Origin of the sequence: Cryptosporangium sp. NPDC048952 (genome assembly GCF_043197895.1) — a bacterium.
In the GTDB taxonomy this organism is placed as follows: Bacteria; Actinomycetota; Actinomycetes; order Mycobacteriales; family Cryptosporangiaceae; genus Cryptosporangium.
This window is the reverse complement of the sequence record NZ_JBICTY010000002.1, coordinates 927144-945904: the sequence shown is the minus strand read 5'-3', so window position 1 is coordinate 945904 and position 18761 is coordinate 927144. Positions and strand designations below refer to the sequence as shown.

The window sequence follows — 18761 nt, the reverse complement described above, 5'->3', positions numbered from 1 at the left end:
ATCATCCCCTCAGCGCGGCTCCGAGGCGTTCGGTTGCGAGGTACGGGTTGAGGTGGGGATGGCGGCTGCCGACGGCGACGTCGCGCCAGAAGCGCTGGAGGGGGTTGCTGGTGGTGAAGCCGCTCGCGCCGTGGAGGTCGAGCATGAGCTCGACGGCGGTGCGGCAGTCGCGGGCGGAGTCGGCCATGTCGGCGTGCAGCAGCGCGTAGTCGTCGGCGGTCAAGCCTTCGGCGTCCGCCGCCGCGGCGAGGGCCAGCATCGTGCGTTCCGCGCGGTGGGCCAGCCGGGTGGCGTCGGCTAGCCAGTGGCGGGCGCCGGGAGACTCGCCCATGCTCGCGTACTGCGTCATGTACGGCTTGCGGTCCGAGGCGAACATCCGGTTGATGACGTCGAGCGCGCCGAACGTCGCGCCGACGACCGGACCGAGCGCGGTCAGGCCGTAGACCAGCATGTCCTCCGGCGGGCCGGGAAGCCGCAACGGGCCGATCCGCTCGTCCGGCACGACGAGGTCCGCGACGAGCGTGTGACTGCCGGTGCCACGCATCCCGGCCACGTGCCACGTGCGGTCGATCGTCAGGTCGGCGGTGGGCACCAGCGCGTACGAGAACACGCCGTCGAGCATCACGCCGACGCCGGCCCACGTGGCGTCCTCACAACCGGAGGCGCTGGCCCACCGGCCGGTCAGCCGAACCCCGCCGGGAACGCGCTCGGCATGCCCACCGGCCGGGCTGCCCGACCCGCAGAACAGCGCGTCCGGGTCAGCGAATATTTCCCGCTCGACGTCCGCGCTCACCGTGCCCACCGCCAGCGCCTTCGACGTCAGACACGTCCCGGCGACCCACGCGGTGGACGGGCAGTCCCGGCCGAGTTCGCTGAGCAGGCGCGCGACCCGCGTGGCGTCCGCCCACGTGCCTCCGTACTTCTGCGGCGTCCGTAGCGCGAAGGCGCCGACCTCCCGCGCGGCCTGCAGGCTTTCCGCCGTCGGATGGCCTTGTTCTTCGGTCTTCTCGGCGTTGGCGGCCAGGATCTCGTTCATGCGCCAACCTCAGCAGCTACCGACGTCGGTCACCATGCGTCAGCCGCCCGGGTAGATACGCACGGCTACCATCGGTGCTGATGGACATGATCACCGCTGCGATCGACAGCGTCCGGATCGGACGCGCCAAGGCGCGGCGGATCACGTCGTCGGGGGCCTGGGGGATCCGGTTCCCGCCGATCGCGGTACTGGGTTTCCACGTCCTGCTGCGCGGTGAGGGCTGGCTGGTCACCGCGGACGACGCCCCGGTGAGGGTGCGCCCCGGCGACATGATCTTCACCGCGGCGCTCGCCGAGCACGGGTTGGCGCACGCACCGTGCCGCCTCGACGAGCTGCCGGTGTTCGACGTCGATCACCGGCCGGAGCCGGAGGGCGCCGCCGACTTCGAGTTCCTCTGCGGTGCCTATGCCCTCGACGGGCGCCCGCCCGCGCTGCTCCAGCGGTTACCCGGCCTGGTCGCGCTCACCCCGGACCACGCCGCGAATCCTGGCCTGCGAGCGCTGGTGGAGATGCTGGTCGCGGATTTCACGGGGGCCGGGTCGGATGCCGGGCGTGCGGCCCTGGTCGACCTGCTGATCGTGCACGCGTTGCGTCAGCTGGAGGAACAGGGCTGGGCGCTGGGCGCCGAGCCGGGCATCGCCGAGGCGCTGCACGCGATCCACGCGGCGCCCGAGCGCCCCTGGACCGTGCCGCAGCTCAGCGACGTCGCCGGGATGTCACGCACGTCGTTCGCGCGGCGGTTCACCGCGGCGGTCGGCGTCCCGCCGATGGCGTACCTGACCGACTGGCGGCTGAGCACCGGCGCCCGGCTGCTGCGACAGACGTCGACGCCGCTCGCCGGTATCGCGCGGCGCGTGGGGTACGCGACCGAGTTCGGCTTCGCCGCGGCGTTCCGCCGCCGCTACGGCATCGCCCCCGGCCGCTTCCGGTCTCAGGCCGGCTGACGCAAACCGCCGATCAGTAGGCGGACGAGGTGGCGGGCGTCGTAGCGCGGGTGGTTGTGGCCGGCGCAGAGGCCGCCGACGCCGCGCATGAGTTCCTGCGCGTCCTGGCCGGCGCGGATCTCACCGGACGCGGCCGCGGCGGCGAGGAGCTGCGTGCACACCGGCTCGAGGCGCTCGAGGAAGTAGGCGTGCAGCGGGTCGTAACACGGGTCGTCGGACTGCAGCACGGCGGCGAGCCCCAACTTCGTGACGACGAAGTCGACGAACTCGTCGAACCATCGCTGGAGCGCTTCGAACGGCGTCGCGGCGGATCCGAGTAGGGCGGGGCCCGACTCGGCGAGCGCCTCCACCTGATGCCGGTACACCGCGACGATGAGGTCCGCCCGGGTGGGGAAGTGCCGGTAGATCGTGGCGGTTCCGACCCCGGCCTCGGTCGCGATCTCCCGGATCGGCGCCTCGACGCCGGACCGGACGAACACGGCGGCGGCCGCGTTGAGCAGCACGGATTCGTTCCGCCGGGCGTCGGCGCGCTTCTCTTTCACGCCACCCCCCTGGTTAACCGGGACACTGTCCCGTATCTTCAAACGGGACGGTGTCCCGCTTACTCGAAAAGGTTACCTCATGAGCACCTACCTGCTGGTCCACGGCGCCTGGCACGACGGCCGCGCCTGGGACCGCGTCGTTCCGCTGCTGACCGCGGCCGGCCACCGTGTCCTGGCTCCGTCGCTGACCGGCCACGGCGACTCCCCACACCCGATGACCCCGTCGGTGGGGCTCGAGACGTACGTCGACGACGTCGCCGGGCTCATCGTCGCGGAAAACCTCACCGACGTGATTCTCGTCGGCCACAGCTACGCCGGGCTGGTCGTGTCCTCGGTCGCGAACCGCGTCCCGGACCGGATCGCCACTCTCGTCTACCTGGACGCGATGGTGCCGGTCGACGGAGAGACCGCTGTCGACGTCATGCCGATCACCCAGGTCCTGATCGACGCCGCAGCCGACGGGCGGGTCGGGCCGCTGCCCGAGTTGCCCGCACCGCACGGCCTGTTCGGCGTCACGGACCCGGACGACGTCGCCTGGGTGCGGTCGATGCTGGTCGACGAGCCGGTGCTGGCGTACCAGCAGCCGGTGCGGCTGGACCACCCGGCGGTGGCCACGATTCCGCGGACGCACATCCACTGCGTGGGCTTCGAGATCGACGGCATCACGCGCCGGCCCGTTCCGGCGGGGGAGACCGTGTGGGAGCTGCACAGCGGCCACGACTGCATGGTCACGGTGCCGGACGAGCTCGCCGAGCTGCTGCTCAAGCTAGGTTGATGCGAAGCGACGGACGACTTCGGCGACGACGTCGTCGAACGGGGCCGCCCAGACGTCGGCATGGAAGATCTCGACCTCGGTGTCGCCGCGGTACCCCGCCTCGGTGACGGCTGCGCCGAGCGTCCGGAAGTCGATGTGACCGTCGCCGGGGAGACCGCGGGCGAGGAGGGCGTCGGGTGGCAGGGGCGTGATCCAGTCGCAGACCTGGTAGGCGGCGATGCGGGCGCCGGCGCGGGCGATGGCCGGGAGTACGCGGGGGTCCCACCACACGTGGAAGGTGTCGACGACGACGGCGACCCGGTCTTCCGGGAAGGTTTCCGCGAGGTCCAGGGCCTGGTCGAGGGTGGAGAGGACGCCTCGGTCGGCGCAGTAGATGGGGTGCATGGGTTCGAGGGCGAGCCGTACGCCGGCTTCCCCCGCGTACGGCGCCAGCTCTGCGATACGCGTGGCGACGCGCTGCCGGGCTCCCGCCAGGTCGCGGGAGCGCGGTGGTAGGCCGCCCACCACGAGCACCAGCGTGTCGGTGCCGAGGGCTACGGCTTCGTCGATGGCCCTTCGGTTGTCGGCGAGCGCGGCCTCGGTGTCGTCGCCGGTGAGGAAACCGCCCCGGCACAGCGACGACACGCGCAGCCCCGCGTCACGCACGAGCTTGGCGCCCCGCTCGACCCCGGAGTCGTTGAGCGGCTCCCGCCAGACCCCGATCGCCTCGATGCCGTGCCGCGCACACACCTCCACGGCCTCCGCCAGCGAGGCCCGATTGATCGTCTTCTGATTCAACGACAGGCTCACGCCTCAACCTCCGCGGTCGGCTCCCTCAGCGCGGGACAGGCCGGGTAGATCGGTCCCCGGCCGCGCGCACGCCCGCTCGGCGCGGAGCGCGCACGCCCGCTCGGCGCGGAGCGCGGGAGGCCGCTCATGCGCCGTGCACCGTGCGGAACGCGCGCATCCGGGCCGCCGTCAGATCCGGGTCGGGGAAGAGGCCGGCCTGGTCGGCGAGGCGGAACGCCTCGATCAGGTGGGGCACGCTGCGTGCCGTGGTTGCCCCGTTGACCATGGCGAACGCCGGCTGGTACCCGGCCAGCCACGCCAGGAACACGATCCCGGTCTTGTACGCCGACGTCGGCGCCCCGAACAGGTGCCGGGCGAGCGGCACGGTCGGCTCCAGCGCGGCGTCGTACCCGGCGAGATCCCCCGCGTCCAGGCACGCGAACGCCGTCGCGGCCACCGGCGCGATCGGGTCGAGAATTCCGAGCAACGCGTCCGAGTAGCCGAACTCGTCACCCCGGATCAGGGCTGGATAGTGGAAGTCGTCCCCCGTGTACAGGCGAACCCCCGACGGCAACCGCCGCCGCAACTCCACCTCGTGCGCGGCATCCAACAGCGACACCTTCACCCCGTCCACGGCCCCGGGATTCTCACCGATGATCGACAGCAGCGTCTCGGTCGCGACCGGCACGTCCGACGAGCCCCAGTAACCGGCCAGGTGCGGGTCGAACATCGGCCCCAGCCAGTGCAGGATCACCGGCCGGGCGGTCTGCTTCAACAGCCCCGAATACACCGCCATGTAGTCCTCGGGCCCCCGCGCGACCCGCACCAACTGCCGCGACGCCATCAGTACGACCTGCGCCCCGGCGCCCTCGACGAACGCGACCTGCTCCTCGTAGGCGGCCACCACCTCCGCGAGCGACACCACGTCACCGACGTGGTCGGTCCCCGCGCCGCAGGCCAGCGGCCCCGACGCCACTGACGCCGAACGCGTGATCAGGGTCCGCGTCGCCGCCCAGTCCAACCCCGCGTTGCGCTGCGCGGTGTCCATCGCGTCCGCGACTCCGAACCCCCACGACCACAGGTGCTGCCGGAACGCCAGCGTGGCGTCCCAATCCAGCGCGGCGGGCGCCCCCGGTGCGGTCAGAGCGGACGGATCGGCCACCACGTGTGCGGCCGCGAACGCGACCCGAGAACTGAACACGGTGCGGACCTCAGGCATCCAGCACCACCCGCCGCCGCTGCGCCGCGGACCGCAATCCGGCCTCGGCGAGCGCCACCCCCCGCGCCCCGGCGTAGAAATCGTGCGGGAACGGAGCATCGGCACACACGTGGCGCAGGAACGCGGCCCACTGCACCTTGAAACCGTTCTCGAGGACGCCGTTGTCGGGCACGTCCTGCCACTGCGCACGGAACCGCTCCGTGGTCGGCGCGTCCGGGTCCCAGCTCGGCTTCGGCGTGGCCGCGCGATGCTGGATCCGGCAGTGGTGCAGGCCGGCGACCGCACTGCCCTCCACCCCGTCGACCTGGAATTCGACCAGCTCGTCGCGGTTGACCCGAGTGGCCCAGGACGAGTTGATCTGCGCGATCACCCCGTTCGTGAGCTCGAAGATCCCGTATGCGGCATCGTCGGCCGTGGCCGGGTACTCCGCGCCGGCATCCCAGCGCGTCGGGATGTGCGTCGCGGTCACCGCGGTCACTGCGGAAACCGGCGCGAAGAGCTGTTCGAGCACGTACGACCAGTGGCAGAACATGTCGAGCGTGATGCCGCCACCGTCCTCGGCGCGGTAGTTCCAGCTCGGACGCTGCGCGTCCTGCCAGTCACCCTCGAACACCCAGTAGCCGAACTCGCCGCGGATCGAGAGCACCCGGCCGAAGAAGCCGCCCTCCAGTAGCCGGTGCAGCTTGAGCAGACCGGGCAGGAACAGCTTGTCCTGCACGACGCCGTGCCGCACGCCCGCCTGCGACGCCAGGTTCGCGAGCTCGAGCGCCCCGGCATGCGTCTCCGCGAGCGGCTTCTCGGTGTAGACGTGCTTCCCGGCGGCGAGCGCGGACTTGATCGCCTTCTCGCGGGCCTGCGTGACCTGCGAGTCGAAGTAGACGTCGCAGGTGGCGAGGGCTTCGTCGAGGTCGGTGGTCCAACGTTCCAGGCCGTGTTTCGCGGCGAGCGCCTCGAGTTTGGACGCGTCCCGGCCGACGAGCACCGGCTCGGGTACCACGCGGGTGCCGTCCGGTAGGGCGACGCCACCCTCGTCCCGGATCGCCAGGATCGATCGGACCAGATGCTGGCGATAGCCCATCCGGCCGGTCACACCGTTCATGGCGATGCCGAGCGTGCGTTGTTTCACGCTGCCTCCTCACGTCGGAAACCGCTTTCCAAAGTGGCGGGTGGAACGCCCGTGTGTCAACCGTTGAAATACCCGGGAAACGGACCGTTGACAGTGGAGCGGGGCCGCCCCTATGGTCCGTCGGCAAGCGCTTTCCCAGCGTGCTTCCCCGTCATCGCGGCTCCGCCCCGCGGGAAGGGACGACCCCCAATGCCCACACTCCGTTCCGTGTTCGCCACGCTCGCCGCGACCGCACTGCTCGCCACTGCGGCCTGCGGCGGCGGCGGTGACTCCAGCGAAGACCCGAACGCCAAGGTGACCCTCCGGTTCTCCTGGTGGGGAAGCGCCGACCGGGCCAAGACCACGCAGCAGGCTCTCGACGCGTTCCACACCAAGAACCCGAACATCACGATCAAGACGTCGTACTCGGCCTTCAACCCCTACTGGGAGAAGCTGGCCACCGAGACCGCCGGCGGCAACGCGCCGGACGTCTTCCAGATGGACCGCGCCTACCTGCGCGAATACGCCGACCGGCACGTGCTGGCCGAGCTCGACGAGGGCGTCACCGACAAGGTCGCCGAGTCGGTGAAGGACTCCGGCGTCGTCGACGACAAGCTGTACGCCGTCCCGATGGGCCAGACGACCTACGTGATGGTGTTCGACCCGGAGGCCTACCAGAAGGCGGGCCTGAAGCCGCCCGCCAAGGGCTGGACGTGGGCGGACTTCCTCAGCAACGGCAAGAAGCTCACGCAGACGTCCGGCGGCAAGGCGAGCGGCGTCACGGACATCGGCTGGCAGTGGGAGTCGTACGAGGCCTGGCTGCTGCAGAACGGCGGCAACCTCTACACCGAAGACGGCAAGCTCGGCTTCGGCAAGGACCAGCTCACGGAGTACCTGACGCTGATCAACGACCTGCGCACCCAGAAGGCGTCGACGCCGGGCAAGGTCACCGCCACGATCGACGGCTCGATCGAGAAGATGCCGATGGGCATGCGGCTCTCGTACACCGAGAACAGCTGGGACTCCACCGTCCCGTCGTACTACGAGGTGCTCGGCAAGCCGGTCGGACTGGCGCCGTACCCGTCGGACACCGGCAAGCTCGGCGCCTACGCCAAGCCGTCGATGTACCTGTCGATCTCGCAGAAGACAAAGGTCCGATCCGCCGCCGACAAACTCGTCGACTTCCTGACCAACGACCCCGAGGCGGCCACGATTCTCGGCGTCGGCCGCGGGTTGCCGCCGAACACCACCAACCGCGACGCGGTCGGCGCGACGCTGACCGGGGCGCAGAAGGCGGTCTACGAGTACGAGAAGAGCATCGAGAGCGAGCTCGTGCCGGCGCCGCCCGCACCGCCGAAGGGCAACAGCGCGATCAAGGACTACTGGCAGACGATGAACGAGGACATCGCGTTCGGGAAGCTCACCGTTGACAAGGCGGCCGAGGAGTTCTTCACCAGGGCCGCGCAGGAGCTGAACGGCTAATGGCGCTCGCCACCCCCACCCGTTCCACGCCGCCGGTCGGTGGCGTGGAACGGCCGGTGCGGCGGCGAGGCACCGGCGGCATCGCCTACCTGTTCCTCTCGCCGTGGATCGCCGGCGCGCTGCTGCTGACGATCGGCCCGATGGTCGCGTCGCTGTACCTCTCGTTCACCGACTACGACCTGTTCTCCGCGCCGACGTGGGTCGGGCTGGAGAACTACCGGCGCATGTTCACCGAGGACGGGCGCTTCCTGACGTCGGTCTGGGTGACGCTCAAGTACGTGCTCCTCGCGGTGCCGCTGAAGCTGGCGCTGGCGCTCGCGGTGGCGCTGCTGCTGAACCGGACGCGCTCCGGGCAGGGGCTGTACCGCTCGGCGTTCTATGCCCCGTCGCTGCTCGGGGCGTCGGTGAGCATCGCGCTGGTATGGCGCACTCTGTTCGGAGAGGGCGCCGGCTTCGAGCGGGGGCTCGCGGCGCTGGGCTGGGAGACCGGGAGTTGGGTGGGGCAGCCGCAGTACGCGTTGTTCACGCTGATCTTTCTGGCCGCGTGGCAGTTCGGTGCCCCGATGGTGATCTTCCTGGCCGGGCTCAAACAGATCCCCACTGATTTGTACGACGCCGTGGCGGTGGACGGCGCGAACCGCTGGCAGACGTTCCGGGCCATCACCCTGCCGATGCTGTCGCCGGTGATCTTCTTCAACCTCGTGCTGGAGACGATTCACGCGTTCCAGGCCTTCACACCGGCGTACGTGGTGAGTGGGGGGCGTGGTGGTCCTTCGGACGCCACGCTGTTCTACACCCTCTACCTCTACCAACGCGGCTTCACCGACTTTCGCATGGGCTACGCGTCGGCAATGGCCTGGATGCTGCTGATCGTCATCGCGATCGTGACAGCGGTGATCTTCCGGTCGGCCCGCCTGTGGGTGTTCTACACGGACGACAAGGGGCAGTCATGACGCGCCGACTGGGCTGGCACCTGGTCTGTCTGGCCGGGCTCGTGGTGCTGCTCTACCCGATCGTGTGGCTGCTCGGCACGTCGTTCAAGCCCCCGGACGAGGTGACGTCGAGCCTGTCGCTGCTCCCGCGGCACTGGGACTTCTCGAACTACGCGCACGCGCTGGACGGCATCGGCGGGACGTCGTTCTGGCGGTTCCTGCTCAATTCGGTGATCGTCGCCGGGGGAGCGGTGATCGGGAACGTCGTCTCGTGCTCACTCGCGGCGTACGCGTTCGCCCGGTTGCGGTTCCGGCTTTCCGGCCCGCTGTTCGCCTTCATGATCGCGACGATCATGCTGCCGCACCACGTCGTCATCATTCCGCAGTACGCGATTTTCCAGTCGCTGGACATGGTCGACACGTTCTGGCCGCTCATCCTGCCGAAGTTCCTTGCGACCGACGCCTTCTTCGTGTTCCTCATCGTGCAGTTCATGCGCGGTATCCCGTCCGAGTTGGACGAAGCCGCGCGCATCGACGGGTGCGGACCCGCTCGCACGTTCTGGCACATCATGCTGCCGCTGATCAGGCCTGCTCTCATCACCACGACGATCTTCACGTTCATCTGGACGTGGAACGACTTCTTCAGCCAGCTCCTCTATCTGAATACGCCCGAGAACTACACGTTGCCGCTCGCACTGCGACTGTTCATCGACCAGACCGGTACGTCGCAGTACGGCCCGATGTTCGCGATGTCGGTGCTCACGCTCGTGCCGATCGGACTGTTCTTCCTCGCGTTCCAGCGATTCCTCGTCGAGGGCGTGAGCACGTCCGGGTTGAAGGGGTGACGATGTTTTCCAACCGGTTCACGCTTTTTGCCGACGTGCTGCTGGTCGGGGTTTTGACGTTCCTGGCGTCGTTGCCTGTCGTGACCGCCTATGCGGCGCTGACCGCCGCCTGCCGCGTGCTGTCGCCCGGCGCCACGGTCACCGTGCGCGGTTACGGCACCGAGTTGCTGGGGGTGCTCCGCTCGCACCCGGGGGTGCTCGGGTTTCCGTTACTGCTTTTGGGCGACGCCATGGCGGTGGCCAGGGGAGCTCCGGGCGGTGCGCTGCTGGCGGGGACGCTGGGAGTGATCGCCCTGCTCGGGCTCGCGGCGGCCGCACGCTGGGAGCCGGGTGTGCCGTGGAGCGCGGTTGTTCGTCGGGCCGGGGTGGACCTCCTCCGCCACCCCACGGACACGGCCCTGTTGCTCGCCGCGGTGGCGGTCTCCGTGATTCTGTCCCTGACCGTGCCGCTGATGATCACCCTGGTCCCCGGCGTCCTGGCGCTGGCCGCCGTGGCCATCCCCTACCGCCGCACGGTGGCCCTCGCGGCATCGCGCGTGCCACCCGAGACCGGTCCCGTTCGGGCGAGCTGGGGCCCGTCCGAACGGGACCACTCGAAGGCGCACGCGTGAGGCGGGCTCGGGTGGTGTTGGTGGGGGCTCACGGGCATGGCAAGTGGCATCGCGCGAACATCGCGCGGCTGGCGGAGCAGGGTGAGGCCGAGTTGGTGGGGGTGTGTGATCCGGTCGAGGTGTCCGGTACTCCGTGGTCCGCGGACCTCGGCGAGCTGATCGAACGCGTCGACCCGGACGTGGTCCTCATCGCGACCCCGATCCACACGCACGTCGACCTGGCCCTCACCGCCCTCCGCGCCGGCCGCGCGGTCCTCCTCGAGAAGCCCCCGGCCCCCACGCTCGGCGAGTTCGAACGCCTCCGCGCCGGCGTCGACGAAACCGGCGTCCCGTGCCAGGTCGGCTTCCAGAGCCTGGGTTCCTCCGCCGTGGACGCCGTCCGCGACGTGATCGCGTCCGGGCAGATCGGCGAGATCCACGGCATCGGCGGCGCCGGAACCTGGATCCGGACGATCGGCTACTACGACCGCGCCCCCTGGGCGGGCCGCCGCCGCCTCGGCGACGTCCCCGTCGTCGACGGCGCCCTCACCAACCCGTTCGCACACATGGTGGCCACCGCACTAGCCCTCACCGACGGCACGGTCACCGGAACTGTCCCCGAACTCTTCCGCGCCTACCCGATCGAGTCCGACGACACCGCCGCGATCCGCATCGTCACCGCTCACGGCGTGCCAGTGACCCTTGCCGTCACGCTCTGCGCCACGCACCACCGCACTCCGACGATCGTCGTCCACGGGAACCGCGGCCGCGTGACCCTCCACTACACCGAGGACGTGGTCGAGGTGACCACCGCCGACGCGGTCCACCACCGCCGCTACGACCGCGTCGACCTGCTCACCGACCTGATCGAGCACCTCCACGCCCCGGGGGACCTGCGCGTCCCGCTGGCGTCGACAGCGGGTTTCACGCAGGTCCTGGACGCGGTGCGCCGGGCCCCGGACCCGAGACCGATCCCCGCCGAGTACTACCGCGAGACCGGAACGGGCCCCGACACGCGCCGCGAAGTCCTCGGCGTCGACGACGCAGTACTAGCCGCCGCCGAGACCCTGCGGACGTTCACCGAACAGGGAGTGCCATGGGCGACCGGCCGTTGATCGTTTCCGGTCGCGAAGTGGCCCGGCACGTGTACGAGCCCGAGCTCGAACCGTTCGTGTCACCGCGGCCGTACCTGCATCCGGTGCGGACGCTGGGCGGGGTCGGCGTCACGGATGCCGCGCCCGTGGACCACCGCTGGCACCTCGGGTGCAACGTGGGCATCCAGGACGTCAACGGCACGAACTTCTGGGGCGGGCGGACGTACCGCCGCGAGGACGGCTACCAGGACCGCGACGACCGAGGCCACGTGCGTCACCGCGCGTTCCTGAGCGACGATCCGCTGACGAGCGTGCACGACTGGGTGGCGAGGGACGGTCGGGTAGTGCTGACCGAAGACCGCACGCTGCGCGCCACGGCGGCCAACGACCACTGGCAACTGGACTTCTCCTTCACCCTCCAGGCCCTGACCGACCCGGTCATCCTGGGCAGCCCCGGCACCAACGGCCGCGCCAACGCAGGCTACGGAGGCTTCTTCTGGCGCCTCCCCGCCTCTGCGGCGCCCGTGAACGTCTTCGGGCCGCTCCGATCGGACGAATCCGTGGGCGTGGTGCACGGTGAGGAAGGGGTGCACGGGCGGGTGGCGCCGTGGGTGGCCGTGGGTGGTGACTCGGGGGCGCCGTCGCAGGCATATACGCTGGTCTTCCTACCGGGAGACGCCGCCACCGCGGCCGATCCGTGGTTCGTCCGGGTGGCGGCCTACCCGGGCGTCGGCTCGGCACTCGCGTACACCGACCCGGTGCACCTGGCGCCCGGCGACACGCTCACACGGCGAGTGCGAATCCTGATCACCGACGGCCGCCGCCCAGCCGACGAGATATCCGCCCTGGCCGCGGCCGCAGAGGGGTGGGGAGGGACGGGATGACGAGCCAACCGGCGGCGACGCTGTCCGAAGTGGCGCGTCGAGCGGGGGTTTCGGTCGCCACGGCGTCACGGGTGCTCAACGGCAGTGAGCGGTCGGTCGGCGCGGACCTGCGCCATCGGGTGCTCGCCGCGGCCGCGGAACTGGACTACGTGCCGAACCTGCACGCACAGGCAGTCGCCCGAGGATCCAGCAGCCTCGTGGGCCTCGTGGTGCACGACATCGCCGACCCGTACTTCTCCACGATCGCCGCGGGAGTCATGGCCGCCGCCGACGAGCGGGGCCTCATCGTGTCGCTGGGATCCACGCTGGCCAGCGCGGAGCGCGAACTCGACCACGTGGCGTTACTGCGGGCCCAGCGCGCACGAGCGCTGATCCTCGCCGGGAGTCGCACGTCGAACGCGACACAGACGCGCCGCCTGGCCCGCGAGGTTCAGGCGTTCCGCTCGGGGGGCGGTCGGGTCGCGTGCATCAGCCAGCCGCTGCTCGGCACCGACACCGTCGAGCCGGAAAACACCGAGGGAGCCCGCGCACTGGCGGTCGCACTCGCGGGCCTCGGCCACCGCCGGTTCGCCGTCCTCGCCGGCCCGGAACCGCTCCTCACCGCCCGCGACCGACTCGCGGGCTTCCGCGCCGGCGTCACCGCCGCCGGTGGGGAGGTGCGTCACGTCCTGCACGGGCCGTTCACCCGCGACGGCGGCTACCACGCCGTCGGCGACCTTCCCTCGGACGTCACGTGCGTGTTCGCGGTGAACGACGTGATGGCGGTCGGGGCGATGGCGGCCCTGCGTGAACGAGGTGTCTCGGTGCCCGGCGATCTGTCGGTAGCGGGCTTCGACGACATCCCGACGCTGCGCGACGTCGCCCCGTCCCTCACCACCGTGCGCCTACCTCTGGGCGACCTCGGCCGCAACGCCGCCGAACTAGCCCTCGCCCCCGACCCCTCACCATCCCCTCGAGTAGTGACCATCCCGGGTGAGGTGGTCCTCCGCGAAAGCACCCGCCCCCTCCCCACCTGACGCCCCGCCGGCGCATCTAGCGGAGCCAGCCTCGGCGTTCGGCTGCGGCGCCGGCCATGGCTCGGGAGCGGGCACCCAGGAGGTCGAGGAGTTCGGCTACTCGGCGGGTGTAGGTGCGCGGGGAGATGTTGAGGCGGCGGGCGGCTGCCACGTCGGGGATGCCCGCTAGCACGAGGTCCAGTACCGGGGCCAGGTGCGGGGGTGCCGCGCCCTCCAGCGGTGACGACGACTGCCACACCGTGCGGTGCAGCGCCGTGAGCGCAACGACCACCGACGGGTCGGTGATCAGTAACGCGCCCTCGCGGAACGACTGCGTGCCGGGGTGCCGGGGGAGCATCGCCACGCGCCGGTCGACGATGGTCAGCTTAGGTGACGTCGATCGGAACAAGCGGACACCCGCGCCCTCGGCGCGCACGCGCGGCAGGTAGTCCCCGGTCGGGGCGGCGAGCGGGCGCAGCAGCCGGAGCGTGACACCTCGGCGCATCATGGCGCGATCGATGTCGAGCATCGACTGGTGGTGCCCCGGCGGCGGCCCCGCGGTGCTGCCGGTCGTCGGGTCGTGCACCTCCAGGAACTCCGACGCGGCCCGTCGGCACAGCTCCACCAGCGTGTTCTGCACGGCGACGGTATCGCGGATCTCGCGCGTGGGCGGTCGCTCACCGCGTGCGGCGTAGAAGCGCGATTCGGCCAGCTGTTCCCGGATGGCATCCGTGTCCACGAATCGCACCCCGTCAATCGATGTGTTCGATCCTGGCGACTTGTGGCCCTTCCCCTTCTGCCGACTGCGTACACATGCGACGTTCTCAGCAGCGGCTCCGTCGCCACGGGGGAGGCGGAGCCCACGCACAACCGCTCAGGAGCGGGCGGGCTCGCGGGTGCGGGCGATCGTGGGCAACGCGGCCGGGAGGATCGCCAGGGACAGGACGCCGGCCACGGCCGCGAGCCACGGGAACCCGACCGCCGCCACGACCACCCCGGACGCCAGCCCACCGGCGGTGCCGGACACCGCGATCGAGACGTCCACCAGCCCCTGAACGCGGGCCCGCGTCTCCAACGGCACCGCGTCGGTGATCAGCGCGGTCCCCGCGAGGAGCCCGAAGTTCCACCCCAGCCCGAGCAGCGCCAACGCGAGGGAAAGCAGCGCGACCCCGGTGCCAACCGCCGCCAGCAACCCCGACGCCAGCAGCGTCACCCCCGACACCACCGACACCGTCACCGGCCCGAACCGGTCGACGAGCCACCCCGTCACCGGCGACGGGAGATACATCGCCGCCACGTGGATCGCGATCACCAGCCCGGCGGCTCCCGTCCCGTGGCCGTGGTCGAACAGGTGCACCGGCGTCATCGTCATGATCGCGACCATCACCAGCTGGGTCACCACCATGACCGTCACCCCGAGCGAAAGCCCGGGCCGCAGAGCCGCCGGGGCCTCGGGAGCGACAGACGCGAGCTTCCGCGCCGCCAGCAACGGATCCGGCCGCAACCACACGAACAACACCAGGGCAGCCAGCCCGTACGCGGTCCCACCCAGCAGGAACGGCCCCGCCAGCGACGGAATACCGAACGACGACGCCAACGCGCCGGTCGGAGCGGCCAGATTCGGTCCCACGACCCCGCCGAGCGTCGTCGCCACCAGCACCAGCGACACCGACCGGGCCCGTCGCTCCGGCGAGGCCAGGTCCGCTCCGGCGTACCGCGCCTGCAGGTTCGTCGCGACACCGGCCCCGTACACGAACAGCGACACGAACAACAGCACCGCATTGTCCGTGACCGCGGCCACCAGCACTCCGAGGCTGCCGAGCGCCCCGGTGAGATACCCCAGCGCGAGCCCCGGACGCCGGCCGTACGAGTTCGACACGCGCCCCACCACGACCGCGGCCAGCGCCGACCCGGCGGTGAACAGCGCGCTCGGCAACCCGGCCAGCGTCGTCGAGCCGAGCATCTCCTCGGCCAGCAGCGCACCGACCGTGAGGCCGGCGGCCAGCCCAGCGCCGCTCAGAACCTGCGAGACGACGAGAACGAACAGGATCCGGCGCTGATCGTTCACAGGCCCACGTACACGTGAGACGCGTTCCCGGCCCACACCAGCGGCACGACCTCCGCCGGTATCAACGACGCGATCGCCCGCGCGTTCAACGCCTGACCGGGAACGCCCGGCCAGTCCGTGCCGTAGATCCATTTGCGCGACAACCGCGCCAGGTCGAACCGCGCGTAGTACTCCGGCAGGCGCTTCGGCGGGAGCCCGGACAGCTCGATCCAGACGTTCTCCCGCGAGAGCGCGAGGAACGCGGCCGCGTCGTACCACCAACCGCGCCCACCATGGGCGAGAACGACCGTCAGATCAGGGAAGTCGCGGAGCACGGTGTCGACGAACACCGGGTCCGCGTTCGCATTCGTCGACCCCGGGAAACTCGACGTGCCGCAGTGCACGATCAGCGGCACGCCCCGCTCCCCCAGCACGGAGTACGCGGGGTACAGCGCCGCGTCGGACACCCGGAACCCGCCGTGCACCGGATGCAGCTTCAGCGCCGCCGCACCCAGATCGAGCTGTCGCGTCAGCTCCGCGGCGATCGGGTGGTGCAGGTGCGGGTTCACGTTCGCGACCGGCCGGAACCGCACCGGGTTCTGCTCCACGAGCGGCAACAGGTCGTCGAAGTTCTGGTAGCCGGTCGCGAGAGGGCTGTACTCACAGAACAACAGCGCCGTATCGACGCCTTCGTCGGCGAAAAGTTGGTCGAGGGCAGCGGGGCGGGGAAGCCCGTCGGCGTCCCACACCTCCTCGAGGATCCCGGTTCGCCCGAACTGGCGCGCCCACTCCGTCCACGCGGGCTTCACCGAGCCCAGCACCGGCACGTGCACGTGCGCGTCGACCAGCCGATGACCATCCAGCACGTCAGGACCTCCTGCTCAGCACTGCCCACGCCGCCTGGGCCCGCGGCGCCCACACCGCGTGCCGTTCCCGGAACACCTCAGCGGCACGATGCCCGTTCCAGCGCGGCGGAAGCAGTTCCCGCGGCAACCCGGGGTCCAGCAGCGGGAACCGGCGCCACTCCTGTACCAGGCGGATCTGGGCGAGCAGGGCCTGGCGGTCGGTACGGGGACGGCGGCGTCCGACGAGATCCAGGAACGACTCGTAGCGGCGTTCGATCTCGTCGAGGTCCCACGCGGTACGGGTGAGCGACCGTTCGTCGCCGATCCGGCCGGACGAGGCCACGAACGACCAGCCCGGCAGTCCGAGCCCCGCGAGCACGTCCGCGACCTCCGGCTCGCGGTCGACCCACGGCGTCACCCACGTGACGCCGTTCAGCGCGCCCAGGCCCGCCCAGCCGAGTTGCGTCCGCAGTTTGGAGCGCAGTGCGCGCTGGTTCTCCGGTGCGTTGACGCTGGTCACGAGCCAGCGTCCGTCCCAGGGGCGGGCGGCACCGGCGAATCCGAAGATCCGGTCGGTGCCCTCGCGCAGCAGGCGAACACCGGCCTCGGTCAGCTCCCACTGGGTCTCGCGGCCCACCCGCGAACCGGCGATCCACCCGCTGTCGGCGGTGCGCATGATCGCCTGCCGGATCGCCTTCTCCGCGATCTCCAGCTCGCTCATCACCTCGAGCAGCGTCGCGGTCCAGACCGGGCGGCCGCCGGGGAGCACGAACTCGCCCAGGACCGTCAGCAGGAGACTCGGTGCGCTCGCCGCCCCCAGTTGCTGCCGTCGCGAGACGACCGGTTCCGTGGTCACGCCTTCATTCTATTCACTACATCGGTCCGAACCCTTGCGGATCAGATGTAGCAGGTTTCAGGATGGGGGCGTGGACATCTCGTTCGACACCGCTCCCGACCGCTACCGGCACTGGTCGCTCGCCGTGGACGGTGCCGTCGCCACGCTGACGCTCGCCGTCGACGAGACCGGCGGGCTCGTTCCCGGCTACGAGCTGAAGATGAACAGCTACGACCTCGGCGTCGACATCGAGCTCCACGACGCCCTGCAGCGGGTCCGATTCGAGCACCCTGACGTGCGAGTGATCGTGGTCACCAGTGGGCTCGAGCGCATGTTCTGTGCGGGCGCCAACATCAAGATGCTGGCCGGGTCGGCGCACAGCTGGAAGGTCAACTTCTGCAAGTTCACGAACGAGACGCGTAACAGCATGGACGAGCCGGGGCTGCACTTCATCGCGGCGGTGAACGGCACCGCGGCCGGCGGGGGCTACGAGCTGGCGCTGGCGTGCGACGAGATCGTGCTGATCGACGACAACTCCTCGGCGGTGTCGTTACCCGAGGTTCCGTTGCTCGGTGTGCTGCCCGGTACCGGTGGGCTCACTCGTGTCGTCGACAAGCGGGGTGTTCGTCGTGATCTGGCGGACGTGTTCGCGACCACGGCGGAAGGCGTGCGCGGGAAGCGCGCCGTGCAGTGGCGGCTGGTGGACGCCGTCGCCAAGGCTCGCGACTTCGACGCCGAGGTGGCCCGCCGCGCCACCGACGCAGCCGCCCGCTCCCCCCGCCGAGGCACCCGCGCGGACGGCGCCGGCACCGCTCCCGCGACCGGCAGCACACCCGCGGCCGGGGGAGGCGGCGTCGCTCTCACGCCGCTCCGGCGGGAGATGAGCGCTAACGGGCTCGCGTATCCGCACGTCCGGGTGGACATCGATCGGGAGGCGGGGACGGCCACGTTCGTCGTGGCCGGGCCTACTGCGATTCCGGGCGACGTCGATCAGCTGCACAAAGAGGGCGACGCCTCGTGGCTGCTGGCCACCACCCGCGAACTGGACGACGCGATCCTGCGGTTGCGCACGAACGAGTTGGACGTCGGCACCTGGCTGCTCACGACGTCGGGGGATCCGGCCGACGTGGTCGCCTACGACGCGTTCCTGCTGGACAACCTCGACGACTGGCTCGTCGCCGAGATCGTGGGCTACTACCGGCGGACGCTCAAGCGGCTCGACACCAGCTCACGCAGCCTGTTCGCGCTGATCGAACCGGGCAGCTGCTTCGTCGGAACGCTGGCCGAGATCGCGTTCGCCGCGGACCGGCAGTACATGCTCACCGGCCAGTTCGAGGAGGACGGGCCGTTCGATCAGGAGGGGAGGCCCCTACCCCCGGCGGTGCTCAGGCTCGACGCCTTCAACGACGGCCTGCTGACGATGGGCAACGGCGCCTCGCGGCTCCGGACCCGATTCGTCGGCAGCGCGGACGACCTGTCAGCGGCCCTGGGCGCCGCGAACCGGGATCTGAACGCGGAACAAGCCGACGAACTCGGCCTCGTCACCAGCGCCCCCGACGACCTCGACTGGGCCGACGAGATCCGCCTGGCCCTCGAAGAGCGGGCCAGCTTCTCACCCGACGCCCTCACCGGCCTGGAAGCCAACCTGCGCTTCGCCGGCGCCGAGACCCCGGAAACCAAGGTCTTCGGCCGCCTCACCGCCTGGCAGAACTGGATCTTCCAGCGTCCGAACGCCGCCGGCCCGGAGGGCGCCCTGCGCCGCTACGGCACCGGTCAGCGCGCTGACTTCGACCGCAAGCGCGTGTGACCCCCATGGCGCGGCG

Annotated in this window: 19 protein-coding genes; 10 read left to right on the top strand and 9 right to left on the bottom strand. The window is 70.7% G+C overall.

The annotated features are described in order from the left end of the window. Position 1: 1 nt before the first annotated feature. Positions 2-1036 carry an acyl-CoA dehydrogenase family protein gene (locus ACGFY5_RS12680; RefSeq protein WP_392719733.1) on the bottom strand — a complete coding sequence of 345 codons (1035 nt, stop codon included), beginning with the start codon at positions 1034-1036 and terminating at the stop codon, positions 2-4. An 80-nt stretch (positions 1037-1116) separates the two neighbouring features. Here ACGFY5_RS12680 and ACGFY5_RS12675 point away from each other — a divergent pair, with 80 nt between their 5' ends. Further along, positions 1117-1980 carry an AraC family transcriptional regulator gene (locus tag ACGFY5_RS12675; RefSeq protein ID WP_392719732.1) on the top strand — a complete coding sequence of 288 codons (864 nt, stop codon included), beginning with the start codon at positions 1117-1119 and terminating at the stop codon, positions 1978-1980. Here ACGFY5_RS12675 and ACGFY5_RS12670 read toward each other — a convergent pair. Next, positions 1968-2522, bottom strand: a complete 555-nt coding sequence (locus ACGFY5_RS12670; RefSeq protein ID WP_392719731.1) for a TetR/AcrR family transcriptional regulator — start codon at positions 2520-2522, stop codon at positions 1968-1970. The genes ACGFY5_RS12675 and ACGFY5_RS12670 overlap by 13 nt on opposite strands. A 79-nt stretch (positions 2523-2601) precedes the next feature. Here ACGFY5_RS12670 and ACGFY5_RS12665 point away from each other — a divergent pair, with 79 nt between their 5' ends. After that, the gene (locus ACGFY5_RS12665; RefSeq protein ID WP_392719730.1) at positions 2602-3297 is read left to right on the top strand and encodes an alpha/beta hydrolase; all 696 of its coding nucleotides are present in this window, start codon (positions 2602-2604) and stop codon (positions 3295-3297) included. Here the strand turns inward: ACGFY5_RS12665 and ACGFY5_RS12660 are convergent. From ACGFY5_RS12660 to ACGFY5_RS12650, 3 genes are all read right to left on the bottom strand, one after another. Next, entirely contained in the window at positions 3289-4086 is a 798-nt protein-coding gene (locus ACGFY5_RS12660; protein WP_392719729.1) for a sugar phosphate isomerase/epimerase family protein, read from the bottom strand. The genes ACGFY5_RS12665 and ACGFY5_RS12660 overlap by 9 nt on opposite strands. A gap of 124 nt (positions 4087-4210) precedes the next feature. Further along, entirely contained in the window at positions 4211-5284 is a 1074-nt protein-coding gene (locus tag ACGFY5_RS12655; protein ID WP_392719728.1) for a dihydrodipicolinate synthase family protein, read from the bottom strand. Next, complete coding sequence (locus tag ACGFY5_RS12650; protein ID WP_392720488.1) at positions 5277-6383, bottom strand: Gfo/Idh/MocA family protein; 1107 nt, start codon at positions 6381-6383, stop codon at positions 5277-5279. Before ACGFY5_RS12650 ends, ACGFY5_RS12655 begins: the two co-directional genes overlap by 8 nt. Positions 6384-6599: 216 nt before the next feature. On the opposite strand from ACGFY5_RS12650, the gene ACGFY5_RS12645 reads away from it, so the two are divergent. Genes ACGFY5_RS12645 through ACGFY5_RS12615 form a run of 7 tightly spaced genes read left to right on the top strand, consistent with a single transcriptional unit; the run spans position 6600 to position 13232 of the window. Further along, a complete protein-coding gene (locus tag ACGFY5_RS12645; RefSeq protein WP_392719727.1) occupies positions 6600-7871 on the top strand; it encodes an ABC transporter substrate-binding protein in 1272 nt (423 codons plus the stop codon). Beyond that, on the top strand, positions 7871-8824 hold the full coding sequence (locus ACGFY5_RS12640) for a carbohydrate ABC transporter permease (RefSeq protein ID WP_392719726.1): 954 nt from the start codon (positions 7871-7873) through the stop codon (positions 8822-8824). The genes ACGFY5_RS12645 and ACGFY5_RS12640 overlap by 1 nt, the downstream gene beginning before the upstream one ends. Next, positions 8821-9648: a carbohydrate ABC transporter permease gene (locus tag ACGFY5_RS12635; RefSeq protein ID WP_392719725.1), complete on the top strand. Its 828-nt coding sequence runs from the start codon at positions 8821-8823 to the stop codon at positions 9646-9648. Before ACGFY5_RS12640 ends, ACGFY5_RS12635 begins: the two co-directional genes overlap by 4 nt. 2 nt (positions 9649-9650) lie before the next feature. Next, on the top strand, positions 9651-10259 hold the full coding sequence (locus tag ACGFY5_RS12630) for a hypothetical protein (RefSeq protein ID WP_392719724.1): 609 nt from the start codon (positions 9651-9653) through the stop codon (positions 10257-10259). After that, entirely contained in the window at positions 10256-11353 is a 1098-nt protein-coding gene (locus tag ACGFY5_RS12625) for a Gfo/Idh/MocA family protein (protein ID WP_392719723.1), read from the top strand. Before ACGFY5_RS12630 ends, ACGFY5_RS12625 begins: the two co-directional genes overlap by 4 nt. Beyond that, the gene (locus ACGFY5_RS12620; protein ID WP_392719722.1) at positions 11335-12216 is read left to right on the top strand and encodes a PmoA family protein; all 882 of its coding nucleotides are present in this window, start codon (positions 11335-11337) and stop codon (positions 12214-12216) included. Before ACGFY5_RS12625 ends, ACGFY5_RS12620 begins: the two co-directional genes overlap by 19 nt. After that, complete coding sequence (locus ACGFY5_RS12615) at positions 12213-13232, top strand: LacI family DNA-binding transcriptional regulator (protein WP_392719721.1); 1020 nt, start codon at positions 12213-12215, stop codon at positions 13230-13232. Before ACGFY5_RS12620 ends, ACGFY5_RS12615 begins: the two co-directional genes overlap by 4 nt. Before the next feature lie 16 nt (positions 13233-13248). Here the strand turns inward: ACGFY5_RS12615 and ACGFY5_RS12610 are convergent, their stop codons facing one another. The 4 genes from ACGFY5_RS12610 to ACGFY5_RS12595 all read right to left on the bottom strand — a co-directional run bounded on the left by ACGFY5_RS12610 (position 13249) and on the right by ACGFY5_RS12595 (position 16959). Further along, on the bottom strand, positions 13249-13950 hold the full coding sequence (locus tag ACGFY5_RS12610; protein WP_392719720.1) for a hypothetical protein: 702 nt from the start codon (positions 13948-13950) through the stop codon (positions 13249-13251). A 135-nt stretch (positions 13951-14085) separates the two neighbouring features. After that, complete coding sequence (locus ACGFY5_RS12605; protein ID WP_392719719.1) at positions 14086-15279, bottom strand: MFS transporter; 1194 nt, start codon at positions 15277-15279, stop codon at positions 14086-14088. Next, positions 15276-16124 carry an amidohydrolase family protein gene (locus ACGFY5_RS12600; RefSeq protein ID WP_392719718.1) on the bottom strand — a complete coding sequence of 283 codons (849 nt, stop codon included), beginning with the start codon at positions 16122-16124 and terminating at the stop codon, positions 15276-15278. Before ACGFY5_RS12600 ends, ACGFY5_RS12605 begins: the two co-directional genes overlap by 4 nt. A gap of 1 nt (position 16125) precedes the next feature. Further along, positions 16126-16959, bottom strand: a complete 834-nt coding sequence (locus ACGFY5_RS12595; RefSeq protein ID WP_392719717.1) for a PaaX family transcriptional regulator C-terminal domain-containing protein — start codon at positions 16957-16959, stop codon at positions 16126-16128. Between the two features lie 70 nt (positions 16960-17029). Between ACGFY5_RS12595 and boxC the strand changes: the two genes are divergently transcribed. Then, positions 17030-18745: a 2,3-epoxybenzoyl-CoA dihydrolase gene (boxC, locus tag ACGFY5_RS12590; RefSeq protein ID WP_392719716.1), complete on the top strand. Its 1716-nt coding sequence runs from the start codon at positions 17030-17032 to the stop codon at positions 18743-18745. Positions 18746-18761: the final 16 nt, after the last annotated feature.